Below are 21,245 nucleotides of genomic sequence, written 5' to 3'. Positions count from 1 at the left end.
ACCCCCAGCCAAGCAGGACCAAACCCGCCCAACCAGACAGCCCCACCCCCCGTTTTCAGCGGCCAGTCTCCAGCAACACGCCGGCATTAACCGTTTCGGTAGAGGTGGCTCCCGAGGCCGAGCGCCCCGCCTTCCGGCCTTGCGCTCCGTCGCCCTCAGCAACAAGAACTACATTACATGGGCCCTTCAAAGGCCGTCAAACCGGGGGTACCCCTTTGTCGATACGACCTGGAAGCGCAGTCCGATTCGTCAAAGGACGACCAGATCGTCGCGGTGGACGACCTCGCGCTCGTACTCGGGTCCGAGCAGCTCGACGAGCTCATGCGAGGAGCGTCCGACCATCGTCGGCAGCTCGCGAGCATCGAAGTTGACCAGACCGCGAGCGACGACGGTGCCGTCGAGGCGGACGAGGTCGACCGGGTCGCCGGCCGTGAACGTTCCGTCCACAGCGGTGACGCCAGCGGCCAGCAAGGACGCCTTGCGCTCGGCGATGGCCCGGACGGCGCCGTCGTCGAGGGTCAACCGTCCCTTGGTCTCACTCGCGTGCGCGAGCCACAGCAGTCGCGTGGACCGGCGCTTGCCCGTCGGCTCGAAGCGGGTGCCGACGGCCCCGTGGCGCAGCGCCTCGCCCGCCAGCGCCGCACTCGTGAGCACGACGGGGATACCTGCGGCCGTGGCGATACGCGCGGCCTCCACCTTGGTGACCATCCCGCCGGTGCCGACGGCGGAACCCACCCGGCTGACGTCGACGCCCGCAAGATCGTCCTCTCCCCCGACGACCTCGATCCGGCGCGAGTCGGGGAGATCCGGATGCCCGGTATAGAGCGCGTCGACGTCCGAGAGCAGCACCAGCTCGTCGGCGTGCACGAGGTGTGACACCAAAGCGGCGAGCCGGTCGTTGTCGCCGAACCGGATCTCGCTCGTCGCGACCGTGTCGTTCTCGTTGACGATCGGCACGACACCGAGCTCCAGCAGCTTGGCGAACGTCTGGTGGGCGTTCCGGTAGTGGCTGCGCCGCGTGACGTCGTCGAGCGTGAGCAGGACCTGCCCGACCCGGAGCCCGTGGTGGGCGAAGCGCCGCCCGTAGAACTCCACGAGGGCGCCCTGACCCACGCTCGCCGCCGCCTGCTGAGTGGCAAGATCGCGCGGGCGGGTGCTCAGCCCCAGCGGACCGAGACCCGCGGCGATCGCGCCGGAACTCACCAGGACGACTTCGTCCCCGGCGGAACGGGCGTCGGCGACCGCGTCGACCACGGTGCCGATGCGGTCGGGGTCGATGTGACCGTCGCGCGTCGTCAGCGAGGACGACCCGACCTTGACGACGATCCGGCTCACGGCCGGTCCCCCTCGTCCAGGTCGTAGACCTCCTCCGCGGACCAGTCGAGAAGGTCGTCGTCATCGTCCTCGTCGTCGAACTCGTCGAGTCCCTCGGGCCGCGGCGGCGGAGCCTCGCCGCGCTCCCGCGCGGCCCTGGCCTCGATCTCCCAGGCGCGCTTCGCGGCCAGCCGCTCGCGGCGCTCGCGCGTCGTGCGCCGGGTGTTCTGCTCCAACCGCAGGTCCTCGCCGCGCCGACCGAGCACTTCGGCCCCGGCCGTGATCGTCGGATCGAAGTCGAACACCACGGCATCGTCGTCGTCGCCGATGAGGATGTCGTCCCCCGGCTGGGCGCCGCGGGCGAGCAGCTCGTCCTCGACGCCGAGGCGGTTGAGGCGGTCGGCGAGGAAGCCCACCGCCTCGTCGTTCGTGAAGTCGGTCTGGCGGACCCAGCGCCGGGGCTTGTCGCCGCGGACGAGCCACTGCCGGCCGCGCTGCTCGATGGTGAACTCCTGGTCCACACCCGACGGCGAGGGTGGGCGCAGGACGATCCGGGTGGCCTCGACCTTGGGCGCCGCGGCACGGCGCGCCTCCACGATCTCGGCCATCGCGAATGACAGCTCCTTGAGCCCCGCGTGGCTCGCCGCCGAGATCTCGTAGACGTCGAGGTCCCGGGCCTCGAGGTCGGCCCGGACGAACTCGGCGATCTGCGCCGCGTCCGGCACGTCGACCTTGTTCAGGGCGACGAGGCGCGGGCGGTCCGACAGGTCGACGCCCGCGAGTTCGGAGTAGCGCGCCAGCTCGTTCTCGATGATCTCCAGATCGGTGAGCGGATCGCGGCCGGGCTCGACCGTCGCGCAGTCGATCACATGGACGAGCGCGGCACAGCGCTCGACGTGGCGCAGGAAGTCGTGGCCGAGGCCCTTGCCCTCACTCGCGCCCTCGATGAGGCCCGGGACATCGGCCACCGTGAAGGTGGTCGATCCCGCCTTCACGACGCCGAGATTCGGGACGAGCGTCGTGAACGGGTAGTCCGCGATCTTGGGGCGCGCCCGCGACAGCGCCGCGATGAGGCTCGACTTTCCGGCGGAGGGGAAGCCGATGAGGCCGATGTCGGCGACCACCTTCAACTCGAGGGTGACGCTGCGCTGCTCTCCCGGCTCGCCCTTGAGGGCGAAGCCCGGTGCTTTGCGCTTGCTCGACGCCAGGGCGGCGTTGCCGAGTCCGCCTCGCCCGCCGGCGGCGATGACGAGTTCGGTGCCGGCGCCGACGAGGTCGGCCAGCACCTCACCGTCGCGACCCCGCACCACGGTGCCGTCGGGAACGCGCAGGACGAGGTCGTCGCCGTTCGCACCGTTGCGGTGCGAGCCCGCGCCCGGTGCACCGTTGCCCGCCTTGCGGTGGGGCTCGTGGTGGAAGTCGATGAGCGTCGTGACGTCGGGATCGACGCGCACGATGACGTCGCCGCCGTGGCCGCCGTTGCCGCCGTCCGGCCCGCCGAGCGGCTTGAACTTCTCACGGTGGACCGACGCCACCCCGTGGCCGCCGTTGCCGGCCTGGACGTGCAGCGTCACCTGGTCGACGAAGGTCGGGATGGCCATGGATGCTCCTTAGCAGCGGGAGAGAAATGAGAAAAGGGGTAGTCCGCGTGCGCGGACTACCCCTTCTCGTCGATGTGAGTCAGTCTGCGACGTCACTCCGACGGGAGGATGTTGACGACCTTGCGGCCGCGCTTGGTGCCGAACTCGACAGCACCGGCGGACAGCGCGAACAGCGTGTCGTCGCCGCCGCGACCGACGTTGACGCCGGGGTGGAAGTGGGTTCCACGCTGGCGGACGATGATCTCACCGGCGTTGACCTGCTGGCCGCCGAAACGCTTGACGCCGAGGCGTTGGGCGTTGGAGTCGCGACCGTTCTTGGTGGAGGCTGCGCCCTTCTTGTGTGCCATGTCCCTCGACCCTTACTTCTCGATGCCGGTGATCTTGACCTGGGTGTACTTCTGACGGTGACCCTGGCGCTTCTTGTAACCGGTCTTGTTCTTGTACTTCTGGATGATGATCTTGGGGCCCTTGGTGGCGCCGACGACCTCGGCGTTCACCGTGACCTTGGCGAGCGCGTCGGCGTCCGCCGTCACGTGGTCGCCGTCGACCAGCAGCACCGCGGGGAGCGTGACGCTGTCACCCTCGGTGGCCTGGACCTTGTCGATCTCGATGACGTCGCCGACCGCGACCTTGGCCTGGCCGCCGCCATTGCGCACGATTGCGTACACCACGGGATTCCTCACTCGAATGTCTGTTCAGGGTGCGTGTGACACGCACGAGAACGGCGCGCCGGGGCGCACCGACTATCTACTCTACTGACCCGACCCATCCTCGGTCAAAACGGGGCCGGTCTCACCCTCCGGAGCCGGCTGCTCTCCGGAGTTCGACGGGGACGAGTCCTCGACGGGCGTCGAGGGCTCGGGCGCCGCCGCGGGCCGCGTGGCCCGCTTACGGGTGCGCTTGGGGCGGGTGACGACGATCGGAGCGCTCTCCGCCGTGGCATCATCCGCGTTCTGGGCTTCGGCATCGGCCGCGACGGATGTCTCGGCCGGCGACTGCTCGACGGTCTGGGGCTCGGCGGCCTCCGGCTGATCGAGCGGCAGCGGTGCCGGCTCCTGGGGCTGGTCGGCCTTGGGCTTGCGCCGAGAGCGGGACGTGCGAGAGCGGGCCTGTGCGGGCGTCTGCGACTCCTGCTGCTCGGCCGAGCTCGACGCCTCGACCGTCGCCTCCGCGATGGTCTCGCTGCCCGAAGGCTCGTCCTGAGTTGCCGGCTCCGCGGACGCGGAGTCCGCGGCCGCGTCGCCGGATTGCGGCTCGGCGGGCTTGGACTGTCGCCGATTGCGTTTGCCGCTCTCGGCCTTGCCCTCGACGACGCTCTCCTGCTCGGACGTGGTCTCGACCTTCTGCCCGCTCTTCGTGTCGGGCTTCTGCTCGTTCGGCACGTCCTGCTGCTTGTCGCCGTTGCCGCCACGGCCCTTACCGCCGCGGCCACCGCGCCGGCGACGGGCTTCGTCCCGCTTGGGCTCGACCGGTTCGTCGGCGATGACGACTCCACGGCCCTTGCAGTGTTCGCACTCGTGGCTGAACGACTCCAGCAGGCCGGTGCCGATGCGTTTGCGAGTCATCTGGACCAAGCCGAGCGAGGTGACCTCGGCGACCTGGTGCCGCGTGCGGTCACGCCCGAGGCACTCGACCAGACGGCGCAGGACGAGATCGCGGTTGCTTTCCAACACCATGTCGATGAAGTCGATGACGATGATGCCGCCGATGTCGCGCAACCGAAGCTGACGGACGATCTCCTCGGCCGCCTCGAGGTTGTTCTTGGTGACGGTCTCCTCGAGATTGCCGCCGGAGCCGGTGAACCGGCCGGTGTTGACGTCGACGACCGTCATCGCCTCGGTTCGGTCGATGACGAGCGAACCGCCCGAGGGCAGGTGCACCTTGCGGTCGAGGGCCTTGTGGATCTGCTCATCGAGGCGGTACTCGGCGAAGACGTCGCTGTCACCTTCCCAGCGCTCGAGCCGATCGGCGATATCCGGTGCGACGTGGCCGATGTAGCCCTGGACCATGTCCCAGGCCTCGTCTCCCTGCACGGTGAGCTTGGCGAAGTCCTCGTTGAAGAGGTCGCGGACGACCTTGATCATCAGGTCGGGCTCGGCGTACAGCAGCTCGGGAGCTTTGCCGGCCGCCACCTTGCGCTCGATGTCCTCCCAGCGCGCGCTGAGCGCCTGGACGTCGCGGGTCAGTTGCTCCTCCGTGGCGCCCTCGGCCGCCGTGCGCACGATGACGCTGGCGTTGTCGGGCAGCACCTCCTTGAGCAGACCCTTGAGCCGCGAGCGCTCGGAGTCGGGCAGCTTGCGCGAGATGCCGTTGCTGCCGCCGCCGGGGACGTAGACGAGGAAGCGACCGGGAAGGCTGATCTGACTCGTGAGCCGTGCGCCCTTCTGACCGATCGGATCCTTGGTGACCTGGACGAGGATGGTCTGGCCGGGCTGCAGCGCGTCCTCGATCTTGCGCTGCTTGCCGTTCTCGACGTTGGACCAGTCCACCTCACCGGCGTAGATGACCGCGTTGCGGCCGGCGCCGATGTCGACGAACGCCGCCTCCATGCTCGGCAGGACGTTCTGGACCTTGCCCAGATAGACGTTGCCGATGATCGAGACCTGCGATTCGCGGGCGACGTAGTGCTCCACGAGCACCTTGTCCTCGAGCACGGCGATCTGCGTGTAGTCGTCACGCTGACGCACGACCATCTCTCGGTTGACCGACTCGCGCCGAGCGAGGAACTCGGCCTCGCTCACGATCGGGGCGCGCCGCCGGCCGGCTTCGCGGCCCTCGCGCCGTCGCTGCTTCTTGGCTTCGAGGCGGGTCGAGCCGGTCACCCCGGTGATCTCGTCCTCCGCGCTGCGACCCTCGCGGACCTTGACGACCGTGTTCTCCGGGTCGTCTGACGTCGACTCGGCATCCTCACCGGACCGCGCCCGGCGGCGGCGACGACGCGAGGTGGAGCCGTTTCCGTCCTCGGTGTCGTCGGCTTCCGCGGCCTGCTTGCCCAGATCGTGCTGATCGGTGTCCGCGTCCTTGGACTCCTCGCCCTCATCGCCGTCGTCACCGTTCTTGCGGCGGCGACGACCGCCGCGGCTGCGGCGGCGACGCTTGGGAGCCGAGTCGTCGTCCTCGGCGTCGTCGTCGGCGTCGTCGTCGTCGGCCTCGACCGTGCGCTCGGGCTCAGGCTTGGGCTTGGCCTTGGGCGGCGCCAGCTCGGCCGGCGGGGCCTGGAACATCGCCGCGATGGCCGCGGCGGGCTTGGCGGCCTCGGCGGGAGCCTTCTCGGCGGCCTCCTCGGCCGTCGCGGTGTCGTCCGCCTCGGGTTCGGGATCGTCCGAGCCCGCCGTGGGCGGGGCGAAGATGTCGGTGTTCAGCGCGGCCGGAGGGCCGGCGGGGCGCCCCGCGCCGCGACGCCGGGTGGAGCTGGTGACCGTCGAGGTCGTGGACGCGTTCTCGGGGGCCGCCGTGGGCTCGGTCGAGCTCTCGTCCGTGGTTGAGTTGTCAGTGGTGTCGTCGTCGAGCATCTGCTCTCCTTCGCCCGGCGCGCGAGCGCCCCGGGCCTGGGGTCAACGGTCCCTCGGGACCGACAAGTCTGTCGTCGACCTCGATGCGTCCTCGCATCGAGGGGCGGACGGCGTTCGGCCTGTCACTACGACGACCAACTCGGCCCGCCGCGGTCGGCTTCGGTCAAGAAGCGTCGCGGTCGTGAGCGAGCGGATCGCCGACCGTGCCGGTCTCCGGGTCGAGCGGGCCCTGGGCCAGGCGAGTCGCAACGGGCGTCTGCCCGGTGGCCAGTCCACACGCGGAACGGAGTCCGACGAGTACGTCGTCCGGTCGTACTGACGGTGTGCCATGGCGTACGACCAGGTCCAGTATCGCACATGCCGCCTCATCGGGATCGGACTCGGCGCGCAACGACACCACGGCGGCACGGATGTCGAACGTCTTCGGGCCGCGCTTCATCATGCGCTCGACCAGGATTTCGTCCCGCTGCTCGAAGGCGGAAACGGCCTGATGGACGTCAGCGAGCGCGAGCCCGGGAAGGCGCACCTGCCAATGGCTCGCCTCCAGGCGATCGGCGAGCGCGCCGGGCGTGGCGGCCACGACGTCGAGGATGTCCAGACCGTCGGGCAAGGCCTCGTCGAGTCGGTCGCGCACCGACGCCGGCTCCAGTTCGCGGGTGAGGCCGATCTCGAGGTACTCGGCCTCACTCGCGGCACCGGTCGGGGACGCGCCTGCGTAGGAGATCTTGGGGTGCGGGGTGAAACCGGAGCTGTACCCGATCGGCAGCGCCGCACGACGGACCGCGCGCTCGAAGGCGCGGCCGAAGTCGCGGTGGCTCGTGAAGCGGAGCCGGCCCCGCTTGGCGTAACGGATGCGCAGCTTCTGCACGATGGGCAGCTGCGGGTTGGGGGCCTCCGGATTCGGGGTGCCCTCGAGCGTCCTGCTGCCGTCGTTGCTCATGGGATCGAGCCTAGAGCGTTGTTCCCGACGACCTGGTGGTCGGTCGGGCGAGCAGCCGGGGTTGAATGGCGACGATGTCCACCTCACCGTCCGCCCGGGGCCGCGTCCTCGTCGGCGCCTCGATCATCCTGCTGGCTCTGAATCTGCGCGTGGCGGTGAGCAGCGTCGGGGTCGTCATGGACGCCCTGCAGAGCGACCTCGGGCTCAACGCCACCGCCGCCGGTCTCCTCACGACGCTGCCGATGATCTGCTTCGCGGTGTTCGGTCTGGGGACGGATGCGATCGTGCGTCACCTCGGTCTGCACCGGACCACGGTGGTCGCGCTCGTCGCGATCGCGAGCGGTATCGCGTTGCGGGTCCTCGCCGACGGGCCCTGGCTGTTCTTCTCGATGTCGTTCCTCGCACTGTCCGGAGCGGCGATCGGGAACGTCGTCCTGCCACCGCTGGTCAAGGTGCACTTCCCTGATCGCATCGGGCTGCTCAGCGCGCTGTTCGGCGCCGCGCTCATGGGCGGGGCGACCCTCGGCTCGACGATCTCGGTGCCGGTCTCACATTCGGGCGGCGGGTGGCGGCTGGCCCTCGGCATGTGGGCCGCCTTGACCGTCGTCGCGCTGCTCCCGTGGCTGCGGATGCTGCGTCACGACGTCAAGAGTTCGCTCAGGAGCGATGAGGCGTTGCCGCTGCACGTGGTGGCGCGCTCACCGCTGACCTGGGCGATGCTCGCGTGCTTCGCCGCGCAGTCCGGGGGCGCCTACGCGCAGTTCGGCTGGTTCGCGGCGATGCTGAGCGACGGGGGCGTCGCGCCCGACACGGCGGGTTTCATGCTCGGTGTGTTGACCGCTGTGGGCATCCCGATGACGCTGGCGCTGCCGTGGCTCATCCGTCGGTGGGGAGCAACCCCGGCGCTTCCGGTGAGCTTCGGCGTGCTGACCATCGCGGGATGGCTCGGCGTCCTCCTCGCCCCCGACGCCGCCCCGGTGCTGTGGGCCGTCACGCTCGGACTCGGCGGCGGAGCGTTCTCCTGGGTGCTCGCGATGATCGGCTACCGGACGACGACCGCGGCCGGGACGACCGCGTTGTCGGCGATGACGCAGGGGCCCGGCTATCTCGTCGGAGCGATCGCGCCGTTCGGCACCGGCCTGCTCCACGACGTGACCGGAAGCTGGGACGCTCCGCTGATGGTGCTCATCGGCGCTGCCGTCATCATCGCGGTCGCCGGTACCTTCATCGCCCGCTCCGCGCCGCTGGAGTCCCGCCTCGGGAAGTGACCGCCTCCCGCGGATGAGGGCGACCGGCACGTGACGGGACCCGAGCGGCCAGTGAAGCTCAGGTGACCTACCCGAGCTACTACGAGTCTTTTCAGACCACGGAGAGCGGGAGCAGCTTCTGGCCGGTGGGACCGATCTGGATGTCGAGGTCCATCTCAGGACACACGCCGCAGTCGAAGCACGGCGTCCAGCGGCAGTCCTCGACCTCGGTGGCTCCCTCGGGATCGATGGCGTCCTGCCAGTCCTCCCACAGCCATTCACGGTCGAGGCCCGAGTCGAGATGATCCCACGGCAGGACCTCGTCGTAGTCGCGCTCGCGGGTCGTGTACCAGTCGAGGTCGACCGGCGTGCCCTCGAGCACCTCGGCGGCCTTGGTCGCCCAGCGCTCATAGCTGAAGTGTTCGCTCCAGCCGTCGAAACGACCGCCGTCGCGCCACACGGCCTCGACGATCGAGCCGACCCGACGGTCGCCGCGGGAGAGCAGGCCTTCGACGATGCCGGGCTTGCCGTCGTGGTAGCGGAAACCGATGGCTCGGCCGAAGCGCTTGTCGCTCTGGACGGATTCGCGGAGCTTGCGCAGCCGCTCGTCGGTCGTCTCGTGGTCGAGCTGTGAGGCCCACTGGAAGGGCGTGTGCGGCTTGGGCACGAAGCCGCCGATGGAGACGGTGCAGCGGATGTCCTTGCGTCCGGACACCTCCCGCCCGGTCTCGATGACGCGCTTGGCGAGCTCGCCGATCTGCAGGACGTCCTCGTCGGTCTCGGTGGGAAGACCGCACATGAAGTACAGCTTCACCTGACGCCAGCCGTGCGAGTACGCGGCCGCGACGGTGCGGATCAGGTCCTCCTCGCTGACCATCTTGTTGATGACCTTGCGCAGACGCTCGCTGCCACCCTCGGGGGCGAACGTGAGACCCGAACGGCGGCCGTTGCGGCTGAACTCGTTGGCCAGGGTGATGTTGAACGCGTCGACGCGCGTGGACGGCAGCGAGAGGGAGGTGTTCGTGCCCTCGTACCGGTCACCGAGCTGCTGGGCGACGTCGCCGATCTCGGAGTGATCGGCGCTCGAGAGGCTCAGCAGACCGACTTCTTCGAAACCGGACTGCTTGAGGCCGTTGTCGACCATCTGGCCGATCGTCTGGATCGAACGCTCGCGCACCGGCCGGGTGATCATGCCGGCCTGGCAGAACCGGCAGCCACGCGTGCAACCGCGGAAGATCTCCACGCTGAACCGCTCGTGCACGGTCTCCGCGAGCGGGACGAGCGGCTTCTTGGGGTACGGCCAGTCGTCGAGGTCCATGAGCGTGTGCTTGGCCACCGTCCACGGGATGCCCTCGCGGTTGGGCGCGACCTTCTCGATGCGTCCGTCCGGCAGGTACGCGACGTCGTAGAACTTCGGGATGTAGACACCTCCGGACGCCGCCAGCCGGGCGAGCACCTCGTCGCGGCCGCCGGGACGCCCCTCGTCCTTCCACTCGCGGATGACCTCGCTGATCGCCAGCACGACCTCCTCGCCGTCACCGAGGACGGCGGCGTCGACGAAGTCGGCGATGGGCTCGGGGTTGAAGGCGCTGTGGCCGCCGGCGAGCACGATGGGGTGGTCGTCGGTGCGGTCGACCGCGTGCAGCGGGATGCCGGCGAGGTCGAGAGCGGTGAGCAGGTTCGTGTAGCCGAGCTCGGTCGCGAAGCTGACGCCGAGGACGTCGAACGCGCCGACCGGCCGGTGCGCATCGACAGTGAACTGCGCGATGCCGTGCTCGCGCATGACCTGCTCCATATCGGGCAGCACGGCGTACGTGCGCTCGGCGAGGATGCCGTCGCGCTCGTTGAGCACTTCGTAGAGGATCTGGACGCCCTGGTTGGGCAGGCCGACCTCGTAGGCGTCGGGGTACATGAGCGCCCAGCGCACCTGAGCCTCGTCCCAGTCCTTCACGGTCGAGTTGAGCTCGCCGCCGATGTACTGGATCGGCTTGCTCACGCTCGGCAGCAACGGTTCCAGGCGGTCGTACACGGACTCAACGGACATGCCTTCCAGGGTAGGCGGTCGTCCCACGAGCAGCGAAACCCAGCCGCGGACCACCCGGCCGACGGCCCATTAGGCTCGCCTCGTGAGACGACGTCAGCGCAAGTCACAGCCCTTCACGGTCAGGTACGTCCCGGTCGCGTCGGACGGATCTCTCGACCAGACCCTGACGATCACCAACAACACCGACGTCTCGGTGATGCCGACGCTGCGGTTCCGGCCGCACAACGTGTATGGACTCGAGCTCCCCCACGTGACCACGCGCGGCGTCCACGGATCGCATGCGGGACAGGCCCTGCTTCCGGCCGGCGGATCGCTGCACGAGGTCCTCCGGTTCGACGGACAGGGGGCCGATCAGGTGCGCTCGGTCGAGGTCGAACTCGCCGGCGCGGAGGAGATCGACCATCCCGCGCTCGAGCAGGAGGTCACGACCGTCATGATCGACCTCGAGCAGAAGGCCACCGCCGACCCGGGCGAGTTCTGGGGCATCGGAGCGGTCAACCCCAACCCGTTCGGCGTCACCATCCGGATCTCGCTGGTCGCGCTGGAAGAACGGCGCCGCGACCACCCGCGTCAGGTCGTCGACGTCGTCACCCTGCAAGAGGACGTCGATCTGGCGTCGTCCTCGCACGACGTCATCTGGCTGCCCGACGACGTGCGCGGGCAGTTCCACCAGGTCGTGCACCACCTCGTGCCGCCGACGTACGCCTAGTCCGTCCCGCGGCGCGAGAGGGCGCCGATGGTCAGAGTTCGGGGAACCAGAGCGCCATCTCGCGCGCGGCGGACTCCTCGGAGTCCGAGGCGTGCACGAGGTTCTCGCGGTTGGACAAGGAGAGGTCACCGCGGATCGTGCCCGGCGCGGCGGCCCGCCCGTCCGTGGCGCCGTTCAGGCTCCGCACCACCGCGATGGCCTCGTCGCCTTCGAGCACGAGGGCTACGAGCGGCCCGGAGACCGCGAACTCCCGCAACGGCGGGTACCACGGCTGTTCGACGTGCTCGGCGTAGTGCGCATCGGCCATCTGCTCGTCGATCGAACGCAGCTCCATCGCCACGAGCGACAGCCCCTTGGCCTCGTAGCGGGAGAGGACTTCGCCCACCAAGCCGCGACGGACGGCGTCGGGTTTGATGAGTACGAGCGTGCGCTGTGTCATGGTCCGAATCTATCGGCCCGCCTCGAGAGGAGAACCAATGCCCATGCCCTCTGCCCCGAGCCCCTGGTGGCGCTACGCCGTCATCTACCAGGTCTACCCGCGGTCCTGGGCCGACGCGGACGGCGACGGCCTGGGCGACCTGCCCGGCATCACCTCACGGCTCCCCCATCTGGTCGAGTTGGGGGTCGATGCGGTGTGGATCTCCCCCTTCTACCCCTCGCCGCAGCGCGACGCCGGGTACGACGTCGCCGACTACCGCGACGTGGATCCCCGATTCGGCACGCTGGACGACTTCGACGCGTTGATCGAGCGCGCTCACGCCCTGGGTCTGAAGGTCATCGTCGATCTCGTGCCGAACCATTCCTCCAGCGATCACCCCTGGTTCCAGGAGGCCCTCGCCGCGGCTCCGGGCAGCCCCGAGCGGGCCCGCTACATCTTCCGCGACGGCCGCGGTCCCGGCGGCGACTCGCCTCCCAACAACTGGCGCAGCAAATTCGGCGGCAGCGCCTGGACTCGGATCACGGAGGCCGACGGCTCCCCCGGCCAGTGGTACCTGCACTTGTTCGACGAGAGCCAGCCGGACTTCGACTGGTCCCACGCGGAAGTCCGGAGCGAATTCGAGGACATCCTGCGCTTCTGGCTGGACCGCGGTGTCGACGGGTTCCGCATCGACGTGGCCCACGGCATGGTGAAGACCGAGGGCTTCCCGGACGCCCCCGACGACTACGATCTGGCCGTCGACCCGACCGCTTCGCAGCCCATGTGGGACCAGCCGGCGGTCCATGACATCTTCCGGTCGTGGCGCCGACTCGTCGACACGTACGACGGCGACCGGCTTCTGTGCGCGGAGGCGTGGGTACGTCCCGATGAAGCACTGGCCCGCTACGTTCGCCCCGACGAGTGCCACCACTCCTTCAACTTCGGCTACCTCATGACCCCGTGGCGTGCGGCCGACCAGCGCGAGTCGATCACGCGATCCCTCGAGGCCGTCCGCAGCGTCGGAGCCGTCCAGACCTGGGTGCTGTCCAATCACGACGTCGTGCGCCACGCCACCCGGCTCGCCGTGCCGCAGACGACGACCTCCGTCATCCCCGGGATCGGGCCGGACGATCCCCAGCCGGACGCCGAACTGGGGCTGCGACGCGCTCGCGCCGCCACCGCCCTCATGCTGGCGCTCCCCGGCGCCGCCTACCTCTACCAGGGCGAGGAACTCGGCCTTCCCGAAGCCACGACGCTGCCACCGGACGTCCGGCAGGACCCGACGTTCTGGCGCTCCGATGACGGCGACGTCGGTCGCGACGGCTGCCGCGTCCCCGTTCCCTGGGAGGCGGACCGGCCCGCCTTCGGATTCAACGAGACCGGGGCGACGTGGCTGCCTCAGCCCGCGGTCTACGGGCAACTCTCGGTGGACCGCCAGCGCGGCGTCCCCGACTCGACGTTCGAGCTCTACCGCTCGCTGCTCGCGCTGCGGCGCGACCGCGGACTCGGTCGTGGTGAGCTCAGCTGGCTCGGCGGATTCGGCACCGACGTCGTGGCCTTCGCCGTCGTGGCGGGCGGCACCACGACCACGGTGCTCGCCAATCTCGGCGACACGCCGCTGGCGCTTCCCTCGCAGCTGGATGTCCTGGTGACCAGCGGCCCCGCGCGGCGTGACCTCCTCCCGGACACCACCGTGTGGCTCGACGGGGACCTCTCCGGCACCGGGGGGATCAGCTCGCGCGCCTGAGTCCGCGAGCGACTGCCTGTTGTCGCAACTCCTTCGCATTGCGTGGTGTCGACTTCTCCTTTACGTTGAGGTACCGCCGTGACCTCGGTCACCTCCCGGCCGAGATCGTTGGAACCACTGAAGGGGGCGCTTCGATGGGACGCGTGAGATGAGACTTCGGGGTACGACGCGGCGCAGGGCAGTCGGGGCCACCACCGCGGCAGTCGTCGGACTCTCCGTACTCGCCGGCTGTGCCGGTGACGAGGGCAAGCCGACGCTCAACTGGTACATCAACCCCGACGGCCAGGAGACGCTCAATCAGCTGGCCGAGGAGTGCAGCACCGACGAGTACGACATCGCCATCCAGCTGCTCCCCGCCAGCGCCACCGATCAGCGCACGCAGCTCGCCCGTCGCCTGGCGGCCAGTGACAGCTCGACCGACCTGATGAGCCTCGACCCGGTCTTCGTGCCGGAGTTCGCCAACGCCGGGTGGCTCAGCCCGTTCGAGGGCGAGCTCGCCGACACGGTCCTCGACGACGACGTGCTCGAGGGCGCGGCCGAGACCGTGGTCTGGGACGACGAGGTGGTGGCGGCACCGCAGTGGGCCAACACCCAGGTGCTCTGGTACCGCAAATCACTCGCCGAGGCGGCCGGCCTCGACATGAGCCAACCGGTCACCTGGGACCAGATCATCGACGCGGCCGCCGAGAACGACGGGACGGTCGGCGTGCAGGCCAACCGGTACGAGGCGTACGTCGTGTGGATCAACGCCCTCATCCAGGGCGCCGGCGGCCACATCCTCGACCCGGAGACCGTCGAGGACGGCCGCGACGCCGAGGTCACGATCGACTCCGAAGCCGGCGAACGCGCGGCGGCGATCATCCAGAAGCTCGCCGACTCCTCCGCGGCGCAGCCCGACTTCACCACCTCCAACGAGGGCACGAGTCTCGGCGCGATGTACCCGGACGAGGGCGCGGGCGAGTTCATGACGAACTGGACCTTCGTCTACAAGAACTACGAGGGGCTCATCGGCAGTTCCGGCGGCCCCGCCGACGAGCAGGAGTTCGAGGACCTCGGGTGGGCCCGCTATCCCCAGACCGTCGAGGGCGAGGAGTCCCGGCCGCCGATCGGCGGCATCGACATCGGAGTCGGCGCGTTCTCCGATCACCCCGAGTTCGCGCAGGAAGCCGCCGTGTGCGTGACCAGCCCGGAGGCGCAGACCGCCCTCGCCGTCAACGAAGGGCTCATGCCGTCGCGCCAGTCGGTCTACGACTCGCCCGAGCTGGCCGAAGCGTACCCCTCCGATCTCCTCACGCTGTTCAGCGAGAGCGTCGACAGCGGAGGACCCCGCCCCAAGAGCGCCTTCTACAGCCAAATCTCCAACGCCGTCCAGGCGCGCTGGCACTCGCCGAGGGCGGTCGATCCCAGCACGACGCCACAGAGCTCCGCCGAGTTCCTGCGCGCCGTCCTACGTGGAGAGGCACTGCTGTGAGCACCACGATCGCCCCTGACGCCAACCGGACCAGGACCGCAACCGCGTCCGACCGGACCCGCGCGGAGAACAGTCTGGCCCGCAAGCTGGTGGCCCCGGCCATCGTGCTCATGCTGCTCGTCACGGCGTTCCCGATGCTGCGAGCGCTGTACCTCTCCTTGTTCGACTACTCGCTCACCGCACCGGACGATCGCGAATTCGTCGGCTTCGCCAACTACATGACCGCGCTCACCGACTCCTTGTTCTGGCGCGACACCGCCAACACGGTGATGATCATGGTCGTCACGGTGATCTTCGAACTCGTGATCGGCTTCGCGTTCGCGATGGTGATGCACAAGGTGATCTTCGCGCGCGGGGTCATCCGCACGTCGATCCTCATCCCCTACGGCATCATCACGGTCGTCTCGGGCTTCGCCTGGCAGTTCGCGTTCTCCAATTCCAATGGCTTCGTCAACGGCTGGCTGCCGTTCTTGAGCGACGACTTCAACTGGTTCGGCGAATATCCCTCGTCGATGATCGCGATCATGGTCTCGGAGATCTGGAAGACGACGCCGTTCATGTCGTTGCTCCTCCTCGCCGGGCTCGCGCAAGTCTCCGACGACATGCTGGAGGCGGCCAAGGTCGACGGCGCCACGTGGTGGCAACGGCTCTGGAAGGTCATCTTGCCGAACATGCGCGCGGCCATCATGGTGGCGGTGCTGTTCCGCGCACTCGACGCCTACCGGATCTTCGACAACATCTTCGTGATGACCGCCGGCGCCAACGGGACCGAGTCCATCTCGTTCCTGACCTACCGGCAGGTCATCGAGCAGTTCCAGTTGGGCATCGGGTCGGCCTTGTCGGTGCTGCTGTTCCTCTCGGTGCTGCTCGTGGCGTACCTGATCGTCAAGCTATTCAGGGTCGACCTCGCGTCCGCCCGGCAGGAGGGGTGAGATGAGAACCTGGTTGAACCGCCTCGGCATGGGAGCGGGCTTCGCCCTGATCCTCGGTTGGTGCCTGCTGCCGGTCTTCTGGATCGTGTCCATGTCGTTCAAGTCCCAGGAGGCCGTGACGAACGGCAGCCCCGGCTTCTTCCCCAGCGAGGGCGGCGGCGCCGGTTGGCAGAACTACATCGACGTGCTGCAGAACGAACAGTTCGCCCGAGCCATCATCAACTCCATCGGCATCTCGCTGATCGCCACCGTCCTGTCGGTGACCTTCGCGACCTTCACGGCGTACGCGGTGGCCCGGCTCGAGTTCAAGGGCAAGAAGTTCGTACTCACCACGGCGCTGGTGATCGCGATGTTCCCGGTGGTCTCCCTCGTCGGCCCGCTGTTCGACATGTGGCGCACGCTGGGGATCTACGACACCTGGCTGGGACTCATCATCCCCTATATGTCGTTCACGCTTCCCCTCGCGATCTGGACGCTGTCGGCGTTCTTCCGGGAGATCCCGTGGGAGATGGAGCAGGCCGCGCAGGTCGACGGCGCCACCGCGTGGCAGGCCTTCCGGCGGGTCATCGTGCCGCTCGCCGCGCCCGGCGTCTTCACCGCCGCCATCTTGACCTTCTTCTTCGCGTGGAACGACTTCGTGTTCGGGATCTCGCTGACCTCGACCGAGAGCGCCCGTCCCATTCCGGCCGCGCTGTCGTTCTTCGTCGGAGCCGACCCCTTCAACCGGCCGGCCTCGCTGCTGGCCGCCGGTGCCGTCGTGGCCACCGTCCCGATCGTCGTCCTCGTCCTCGTATTCCAGCGCAAGATCGTCGCCGGCCTGACGGCCGGCGCAGTGAAGGGTTGAGTCATGGCCACCATCGAAATGAAGAACATCGTCAAGAAGTACGGTGACGGGTTTCCTGCGGTCAACGACGTCAGCATCGATGTCGCCGACGGGGAGTTCATGATCCTCGTCGGTCCGTCCGGGTGCGGGAAGTCCACGCTGCTGCGCATGATCGTCGGCCTCGAGGACATCACCTCCGGCGACATGCTGATCGACGGTGAACGGGTCAACGACCTCGCGCCGCGCGACCGCAACCTGTCGATGGTCTTCCAGAACTACGCGCTGTACCCGCACCTGACGGTGTACGAGAACATCGCCTTCCCCTTGCGGCTCGCGAAGCGCAGCAAGCAGGAGATCGACGAGAAGGTGCGCGAGGCCAGCCGTACCCTCGACCTCGACGAACATCTCGAGCGCAAGCCGGGGCAACTCTCCGGTGGTCAGCGCCAGCGCGTCGCGATGGGACGCGCGATCGTGCGTGATGCGAAGGCGTTCTTGTTCGACGAGCCGCTCTCGAACCTCGACGCGAAGCTGCGCGGTCAGATGCGTACCGAGATCGCCCGTCTGCAGAAGCGCCTCGGCATCACGACGGTGTACGTCACCCACGACCAGACCGAGGCGATGACGCTCGGCGACCGCGTGGCCGTCATGAAGCGCGGCGAACTGCAGCAGCTGGCGTCGCCGCGCGAGTTGTACGAACAGCCGGTCAACCTGTTCGTGGCCGGCTTCATCGGTTCGCCGCCGATGAACTTCCTGCCTGCCACCGTGGAGGGAGATCAGATCACGCTGCCGTTCGGCACGTTCCCGCTGCCGTCGGCCAAGGCGGAGCGCACCGCAGGTAAGGGCCTGCTGATGGCCGGTATCCGTCCGGAGTACTTCGAGGACGCTTCCGTGCAGGTCGACGCGGACGAATCGCGGATCTTCACCGCCCACATCGACGTCCGCGAGTGGCTCGGCGATCAGCAGTACGCGTACGTCCCCTACGACGCGGAGCCTCACGTGCAGGACCAACTGCGCGAGCTGGCGCGTGAATCCGACAGCGACTCGCTGCGCACCCAGCTCGTGGTGTCCCTCGACTCGTCGAGCCACATCAGCGAGGACGACGAGGCCCGGCTGTCCATCGACACCGACAAGATCCACCTCTTCGACCCCTCGACCGGGGAGAACCTGACCGTCGGTCTCTGAAGGCGTCAGCGGGGGCGGCCGCGGCTGCGACCCTTCGCGGCGCGGACCGCCTCGAGGATCTCCGCGTTCCATTCGTGCTCGCGGATGAGCCGGTACCGCTCGCACGCGATCCGCAGGTACGCCTCGGCAGGACGCTCGTCGGGGCCGCGCACCCCCGCCTCCTCGATCATCTCGAGGACGGGGAGGAACTCCTCGGCGTACCAGCGGTCCGCCATGGTCTTCTTGTCCATGTACGCGCCCTCGGCGTGCATGGTGCGCGCGGCCCACGCCTCCACGGTCTCGGCGATGACCCCGTAGTCCGTGGGTTCGTCGACGGCCACTGCGGCGCGAGCCTCGCCGGTGAACGGCACGCGCTCCAGCAGAATCCGGCGCCAATGCTTGCGTTCCAGGTCTCTGCGGCTGTTGATGCCGACCGGGGTGAGCAGGGTGTCGATGGCGGTGACTCGGGCCTCGATGACCTTGAGCCCGAGGCTGCGCGCCACCGAGACGCGATGGTGCCCATCGCGCACGAAGTAGTAGTCACCGACCCGGTAGACATCGATCGGCGGGATCTCCTCGCCCGTCCGGCTCGCCCGGGCAAGGCGCTCCCAACGCTGTCGGCTGCGAGCCGACGTCGGCCGGAACCGGCGGTCGAAGTCGCGCGTCTTGTCGACGGAGCCGACGATCGCATCGAGCGGGATGACCTTGGTGCCGATGTAGTTCTCAGCCCGACGGCCGAGAGCCGCCACGACCTCGTCGAACGACATCGACTGCACGACGTCCTCCGCCCCGCCGCGGACCCGGGCGGCGAGCGCGGAGAGCACCTGATGCCGACGAGCACGCATGAAGTCGCTCTCGGCGTCGACCCGAGGCGATCCAGAGTCACTCACCATGACGGTCCTCCACTTCTGCTGTGTCGTCGGACGGTGGCGCGGCAGGGCCGGCGTCGCGCGGCTCCACCTCCAACACTGTCCAGGGGATGACGTTGAGCACCGTGGTGTTTCCGACCCGGTGGCTGGCTTTCCGCAGACCGTAGGGGTGGATGTGGCCGTGCAGGTGCCAGCTCGGAGTCAGGCCCGCGATGGCGTCGTGCAAGGCGTCGATGCCTCGATGAGCCGGATCGGTCTCGTCGCCCACGCCCGCCGCCGGCGTGTGGGTCAGCAGGACGTCGACGCCTCCGCGTCCCTCGGCCACCAGGCGGCGGGTTCTCGCCCGGTACTCCTCTTGCGTGTACTGGTGCGGGCCGTCGTTGTAACGCACGCAGCCGCCGAGCCCCGCCACCCGCAGCCCCGCGACCTCGACCACGTGACCGTCGGCAGAACAGAACCCCTCGGGGGCAGCGTCCGTGTCGGTGTCCGGATCGTGATTGCCGGGAACGAAGACGGCCGGGACGGCGAGCAGGTCAGCGAGGAGCTCCAGATAGTCCCAGGGAAGGTCGCCGGCGGCGAACAGCACGTCGACGTCGAGCCCGCGCACGCGCGACTCCGCGGTCGGGACCTCTTCATCGGCGACGGCCAGCACGCGGACCATGGTCCGAGCCTACTCGCGTCGGCGCGCACCGCCGAGGGATCAGCCGGGCTGCTCGCCCTCGGCTGCCGCCCAGCGGGCACGGTCACGTTCGATCTTGCGCCCGAGCAGGATCGCCCCTGCCCACAAGGCAGCGAACATGCCGCCGACGAAGAACATGACGGGTGCGAGGAATCCCAGACCGACGGCGCCGACCTGGACGAGGTGACCGAGCCACTCCCCCGCCGGGCCACGCAGCAGCCCGCAGGCGACCAGACACAGCAGGGCGAGGCCGAGCCCGGCGGTGAGCCCGAGGGCCACGGGCACGTTCTCGACCATGATGAGGACCGGTGACGCGAGCCCGAGGATGACGGCCTCGAAGCACAGGACCGCCATCGCCATGTGCTTCATCGCGGGTCCTCCCCCTCGACGCCGAGCAGGGTGCGCGCCTCACCGACGGTGACCACGGAGCCGGTCACCAGCACGCCTCCACTGCCGACAGCATCCTCGAACCCCTCGGCCGACTCCGCCCGCGCGATGGCCTCCTCGAGCGCCTCGTCGAGGCGCGGAGCCAGCGACACGCGCTCCTCGCCGAAGACGTCGGCGGCGATTTGCGCCAGCTCGACGGCAGGCATCGAACGGTCGGAGGTGTTCTGCGTGCAGACCACGAGCGCCAGCACGGGCTCGAGCTCGCGCAGCATCTCCTCGACGTCCTTGTCCTCCATCACGCCGAGCACGCCGACGAGGGGGCTGAAGGTGAACTCCGAGGTGACGGCTTCGAGCATCGTGGCGACGCCGTGCGGGTTGTGGGCGGCGTCGAGGAGCACGGTGGGGCCACGGCGGGCGACCTCGAGGCGGCCCGGCGTACGCACCGTGCCGAACGCCTCCCGGACGAGGTTGGCGTCGAGCTCCTTCGCGCCGGTGAACGTCTCGACCGCGGCGAGGGCGAGCGCGGCGTTACGGGCCTGATGAGCACCGTGGAGTGGCAGGAGGATGTCCTCGTATCGCGCGCCGAGCCCCTGGATGGTGAACTGCTGGCCGCCGACGGCGGCGACGCGGGACTCGACCCCGAAGTCGATGCCTTCGCGCACCACGGGCGCTCCGACCTCGAGCGCGCGGCGCATGAGCACGTCGAGCACCTCGGGCTCCTGCGCGGCGAACACGCCCTGACCGCCCGGCTTGAGGATGCCGGCCTTCTCGACGGCGATCTCCTCCCGAGAGGACCCGAGGTAGCGCGTGTGGTCGAGCGCGATCGGGGTGACGACGCCGACCTTGGCGTCGCCCACGCTGGTGGCGTCCCAGCTGCCACCCATGCCGACCTCGACGATCGCGGCGTCCACGGGCGCGTCGGCGAACGCCGCGTAGGCCATGGCGACCATCGTCTCGAAGAACGACAGCGGGTGCTCCTGGGAGCCGTCGACCATGGCCGCGAACGGCGCGACGTCCTCGTAGGCGCGAACGAACTCCTCGTCGCCCAGTGGCTCACCGTCGATGCTGATCCGCTCGTTGATGCGCTGCAGATGCGGGCTGGTGAACCTGCCGGTACGCAGACCGAGCGCGCGGATGAGGGCGTCGATCATGCGGCTCGTGGAACTCTTGCCGTTCGTTCCGGTGAGCTGGATCATCGGCGCCGCGTCCTGCGGATTGCCGAGCAGCTCGCACACCGCACGGATGCGATCGAGCGAGGGCTCGAGCTTGGTCTCGGGCCAGCGGGAAAGCAAGGCCTGTTCGACCTCGCGCAGGGTGGGAGTCATCACCGCTCAGCGTATCGCTCGCCTACATAGCGTCATACGTCTTGCGGGTCCCAGCCCTCCGAACGT

At 69.0% G+C, this 21,245-nt stretch carries 19 protein-coding genes; 7 read left to right on the top strand and 12 right to left on the bottom strand.

Annotated features, from left to right (window positions below):
* Positions 1-249 precede the first annotated feature (249 nt).
* The 6 genes from proB to D9V41_RS12865 form a co-directional block, all read right to left on the bottom strand.
* A complete protein-coding gene (proB, locus tag D9V41_RS12890) occupies positions 250-1,335 on the bottom strand; it encodes a glutamate 5-kinase (RefSeq protein ID WP_121794983.1) in 1,086 nt (361 codons plus the stop codon).
* Complete coding sequence (gene obgE, locus D9V41_RS12885; RefSeq protein WP_121794982.1) at positions 1,332-2,915, bottom strand: GTPase ObgE; 1,584 nt, start codon at positions 2,913-2,915, stop codon at positions 1,332-1,334. Before obgE ends, proB begins: the two co-directional genes overlap by 4 nt.
* 92 nt (positions 2,916-3,007) lie before the next feature.
* Entirely contained in the window at positions 3,008-3,262 is a 255-nt protein-coding gene (gene rpmA, locus D9V41_RS12880; RefSeq protein WP_121794981.1) for a 50S ribosomal protein L27, read from the bottom strand.
* 12 nt (positions 3,263-3,274) lie between these two features.
* Entirely contained in the window at positions 3,275-3,583 is a 309-nt protein-coding gene (gene rplU / locus D9V41_RS12875; RefSeq protein WP_121794993.1) for a 50S ribosomal protein L21, read from the bottom strand.
* A gap of 84 nt (positions 3,584-3,667) precedes the next feature.
* Complete coding sequence (locus D9V41_RS12870) at positions 3,668-6,427, bottom strand: Rne/Rng family ribonuclease (RefSeq protein ID WP_121794980.1); 2,760 nt, start codon at positions 6,425-6,427, stop codon at positions 3,668-3,670.
* A 163-nt stretch (positions 6,428-6,590) separates the two neighbouring features.
* Positions 6,591-7,367, bottom strand: coding sequence for a TIGR03936 family radical SAM-associated protein (locus tag D9V41_RS12865; RefSeq protein ID WP_208006854.1), 777 nt, complete (start codon positions 7,365-7,367; stop codon positions 6,591-6,593).
* 74 nt (positions 7,368-7,441) lie between these two features.
* On the opposite strand from D9V41_RS12865, the gene D9V41_RS12860 reads away from it, so the two are divergent.
* Positions 7,442-8,635: an MFS transporter gene (locus D9V41_RS12860; protein ID WP_166376033.1), complete on the top strand. Its 1,194-nt coding sequence runs from the start codon at positions 7,442-7,444 to the stop codon at positions 8,633-8,635.
* 91 nt (positions 8,636-8,726) lie between these two features.
* Here D9V41_RS12860 and D9V41_RS12855 read toward each other — a convergent pair whose 3' ends face one another.
* Positions 8,727-10,658 carry a TIGR03960 family B12-binding radical SAM protein gene (locus D9V41_RS12855; RefSeq protein ID WP_121794978.1) on the bottom strand — a complete coding sequence of 644 codons (1,932 nt, stop codon included), beginning with the start codon at positions 10,656-10,658 and terminating at the stop codon, positions 8,727-8,729.
* Between the two features lie 82 nt (positions 10,659-10,740).
* On the opposite strand from D9V41_RS12855, the gene D9V41_RS12850 reads away from it, so the two are divergent.
* Positions 10,741-11,367, top strand: a complete 627-nt coding sequence (locus D9V41_RS12850; protein WP_121794977.1) for a hypothetical protein — start codon at positions 10,741-10,743, stop codon at positions 11,365-11,367.
* A gap of 31 nt (positions 11,368-11,398) precedes the next feature.
* Here the strand turns inward: D9V41_RS12850 and ndk are convergent, their stop codons facing one another.
* Positions 11,399-11,806, bottom strand: a complete 408-nt coding sequence (gene ndk / locus D9V41_RS12845) for a nucleoside-diphosphate kinase (RefSeq protein ID WP_121794976.1) — start codon at positions 11,804-11,806, stop codon at positions 11,399-11,401.
* Between the two features lie 43 nt (positions 11,807-11,849).
* Between ndk and D9V41_RS12840 the strand changes: the two genes are divergently transcribed.
* The 5 genes from D9V41_RS12840 to D9V41_RS12820 all read left to right on the top strand — a co-directional run bounded on the left by D9V41_RS12840 (position 11,850) and on the right by D9V41_RS12820 (position 17,940).
* On the top strand, positions 11,850-13,532 hold the full coding sequence (locus D9V41_RS12840) for a glycoside hydrolase family 13 protein (RefSeq protein ID WP_243697266.1): 1,683 nt from the start codon (positions 11,850-11,852) through the stop codon (positions 13,530-13,532).
* Between the two features lie 148 nt (positions 13,533-13,680).
* Positions 13,681-15,003 (top strand): extracellular solute-binding protein, encoded by a 1,323-nt coding sequence (locus D9V41_RS12835; RefSeq protein ID WP_121794974.1) that lies wholly within the window; start codon positions 13,681-13,683, stop codon positions 15,001-15,003.
* Positions 15,000-15,935: a carbohydrate ABC transporter permease gene (locus D9V41_RS12830; protein ID WP_121794973.1), complete on the top strand. Its 936-nt coding sequence runs from the start codon at positions 15,000-15,002 to the stop codon at positions 15,933-15,935. Before D9V41_RS12835 ends, D9V41_RS12830 begins: the two co-directional genes overlap by 4 nt.
* 1 nt (position 15,936) lies before the next feature.
* Entirely contained in the window at positions 15,937-16,779 is an 843-nt protein-coding gene (locus tag D9V41_RS12825) for a carbohydrate ABC transporter permease (protein ID WP_243697265.1), read from the top strand.
* Between the two features lie 3 nt (positions 16,780-16,782).
* On the top strand, positions 16,783-17,940 hold the full coding sequence (locus D9V41_RS12820) for an ABC transporter ATP-binding protein (RefSeq protein ID WP_121794972.1): 1,158 nt from the start codon (positions 16,783-16,785) through the stop codon (positions 17,938-17,940).
* A gap of 5 nt (positions 17,941-17,945) precedes the next feature.
* Here D9V41_RS12820 and D9V41_RS12815 read toward each other — a convergent pair whose 3' ends face one another.
* Genes D9V41_RS12815 through D9V41_RS12800 form a run of 4 tightly spaced genes read right to left on the bottom strand, consistent with a single transcriptional unit; the run spans position 17,946 to position 21,179 of the window.
* Positions 17,946-18,809 (bottom strand): ParB N-terminal domain-containing protein, encoded by an 864-nt coding sequence (locus tag D9V41_RS12815; RefSeq protein WP_243697264.1) that lies wholly within the window; start codon positions 18,807-18,809, stop codon positions 17,946-17,948.
* Complete coding sequence (locus tag D9V41_RS12810; RefSeq protein ID WP_121794970.1) at positions 18,802-19,449, bottom strand: metallophosphoesterase family protein; 648 nt, start codon at positions 19,447-19,449, stop codon at positions 18,802-18,804. Before D9V41_RS12810 ends, D9V41_RS12815 begins: the two co-directional genes overlap by 8 nt.
* Positions 19,450-19,488: 39 nt before the next feature.
* Positions 19,489-19,836, bottom strand: coding sequence for a DUF4233 domain-containing protein (locus tag D9V41_RS12805; RefSeq protein ID WP_121794969.1), 348 nt, complete (start codon positions 19,834-19,836; stop codon positions 19,489-19,491).
* Positions 19,833-21,179, bottom strand: a complete 1,347-nt coding sequence (locus D9V41_RS12800) for a bifunctional folylpolyglutamate synthase/dihydrofolate synthase (protein WP_121794968.1) — start codon at positions 21,177-21,179, stop codon at positions 19,833-19,835. The genes D9V41_RS12805 and D9V41_RS12800 overlap by 4 nt, the downstream gene beginning before the upstream one ends.
* Positions 21,180-21,245: the final 66 nt, after the last annotated feature.

Source organism: Aeromicrobium phragmitis (assembly GCF_003674095.1).
GTDB classification, from domain to species: domain Bacteria; phylum Actinomycetota; class Actinomycetes; order Propionibacteriales; family Nocardioidaceae; genus Aeromicrobium; species Aeromicrobium phragmitis.
This window is presented reverse-complemented; position numbering and strand designations above follow the sequence as displayed.

Coding starts and splice junctions, on each gene's coding strand:
- D9V41_RS12865 (WP_208006854.1), bottom strand. CDS start 7,367: ATGAGCAACGACGGCAGCAGGACGCTCGAGGGCACCCCGAATCCGGAG.
- D9V41_RS12855 (WP_121794978.1), bottom strand. CDS start 10,658: ATGTCCGTTGAGTCCGTGTACGACCGCCTGGAACCGTTGCTGCCGAGC.
- D9V41_RS12805 (WP_121794969.1), bottom strand. CDS start 19,836: ATGAAGCACATGGCGATGGCGGTCCTGTGCTTCGAGGCCGTCATCCTC.
- D9V41_RS12820 (WP_121794972.1), top strand. CDS start 16,783: ATGGCCACCATCGAAATGAAGAACATCGTCAAGAAGTACGGTGACGGG.
- D9V41_RS12870 (WP_121794980.1), bottom strand. CDS start 6,427: ATGCTCGACGACGACACCACTGACAACTCAACCACGGACGAGAGCTCG.
- D9V41_RS12800 (WP_121794968.1), bottom strand. CDS start 21,179: ATGACTCCCACCCTGCGCGAGGTCGAACAGGCCTTGCTTTCCCGCTGG.
- D9V41_RS12860 (WP_166376033.1), top strand. CDS start 7,442: ATGTCCACCTCACCGTCCGCCCGGGGCCGCGTCCTCGTCGGCGCCTCG.
- D9V41_RS12840 (WP_243697266.1), top strand. CDS start 11,850: ATGCCCTCTGCCCCGAGCCCCTGGTGGCGCTACGCCGTCATCTACCAG.
- D9V41_RS12810 (WP_121794970.1), bottom strand. CDS start 19,449: ATGGTCCGCGTGCTGGCCGTCGCCGATGAAGAGGTCCCGACCGCGGAG.
- rpmA (WP_121794981.1), bottom strand. CDS start 3,262: ATGGCACACAAGAAGGGCGCAGCCTCCACCAAGAACGGTCGCGACTCC.
- obgE (WP_121794982.1), bottom strand. CDS start 2,915: ATGGCCATCCCGACCTTCGTCGACCAGGTGACGCTGCACGTCCAGGCC.
- D9V41_RS12825 (WP_243697265.1), top strand. CDS start 15,937: ATGAGAACCTGGTTGAACCGCCTCGGCATGGGAGCGGGCTTCGCCCTG.
- D9V41_RS12835 (WP_121794974.1), top strand. CDS start 13,681: ATGAGACTTCGGGGTACGACGCGGCGCAGGGCAGTCGGGGCCACCACC.
- ndk (WP_121794976.1), bottom strand. CDS start 11,806: ATGACACAGCGCACGCTCGTACTCATCAAACCCGACGCCGTCCGTCGC.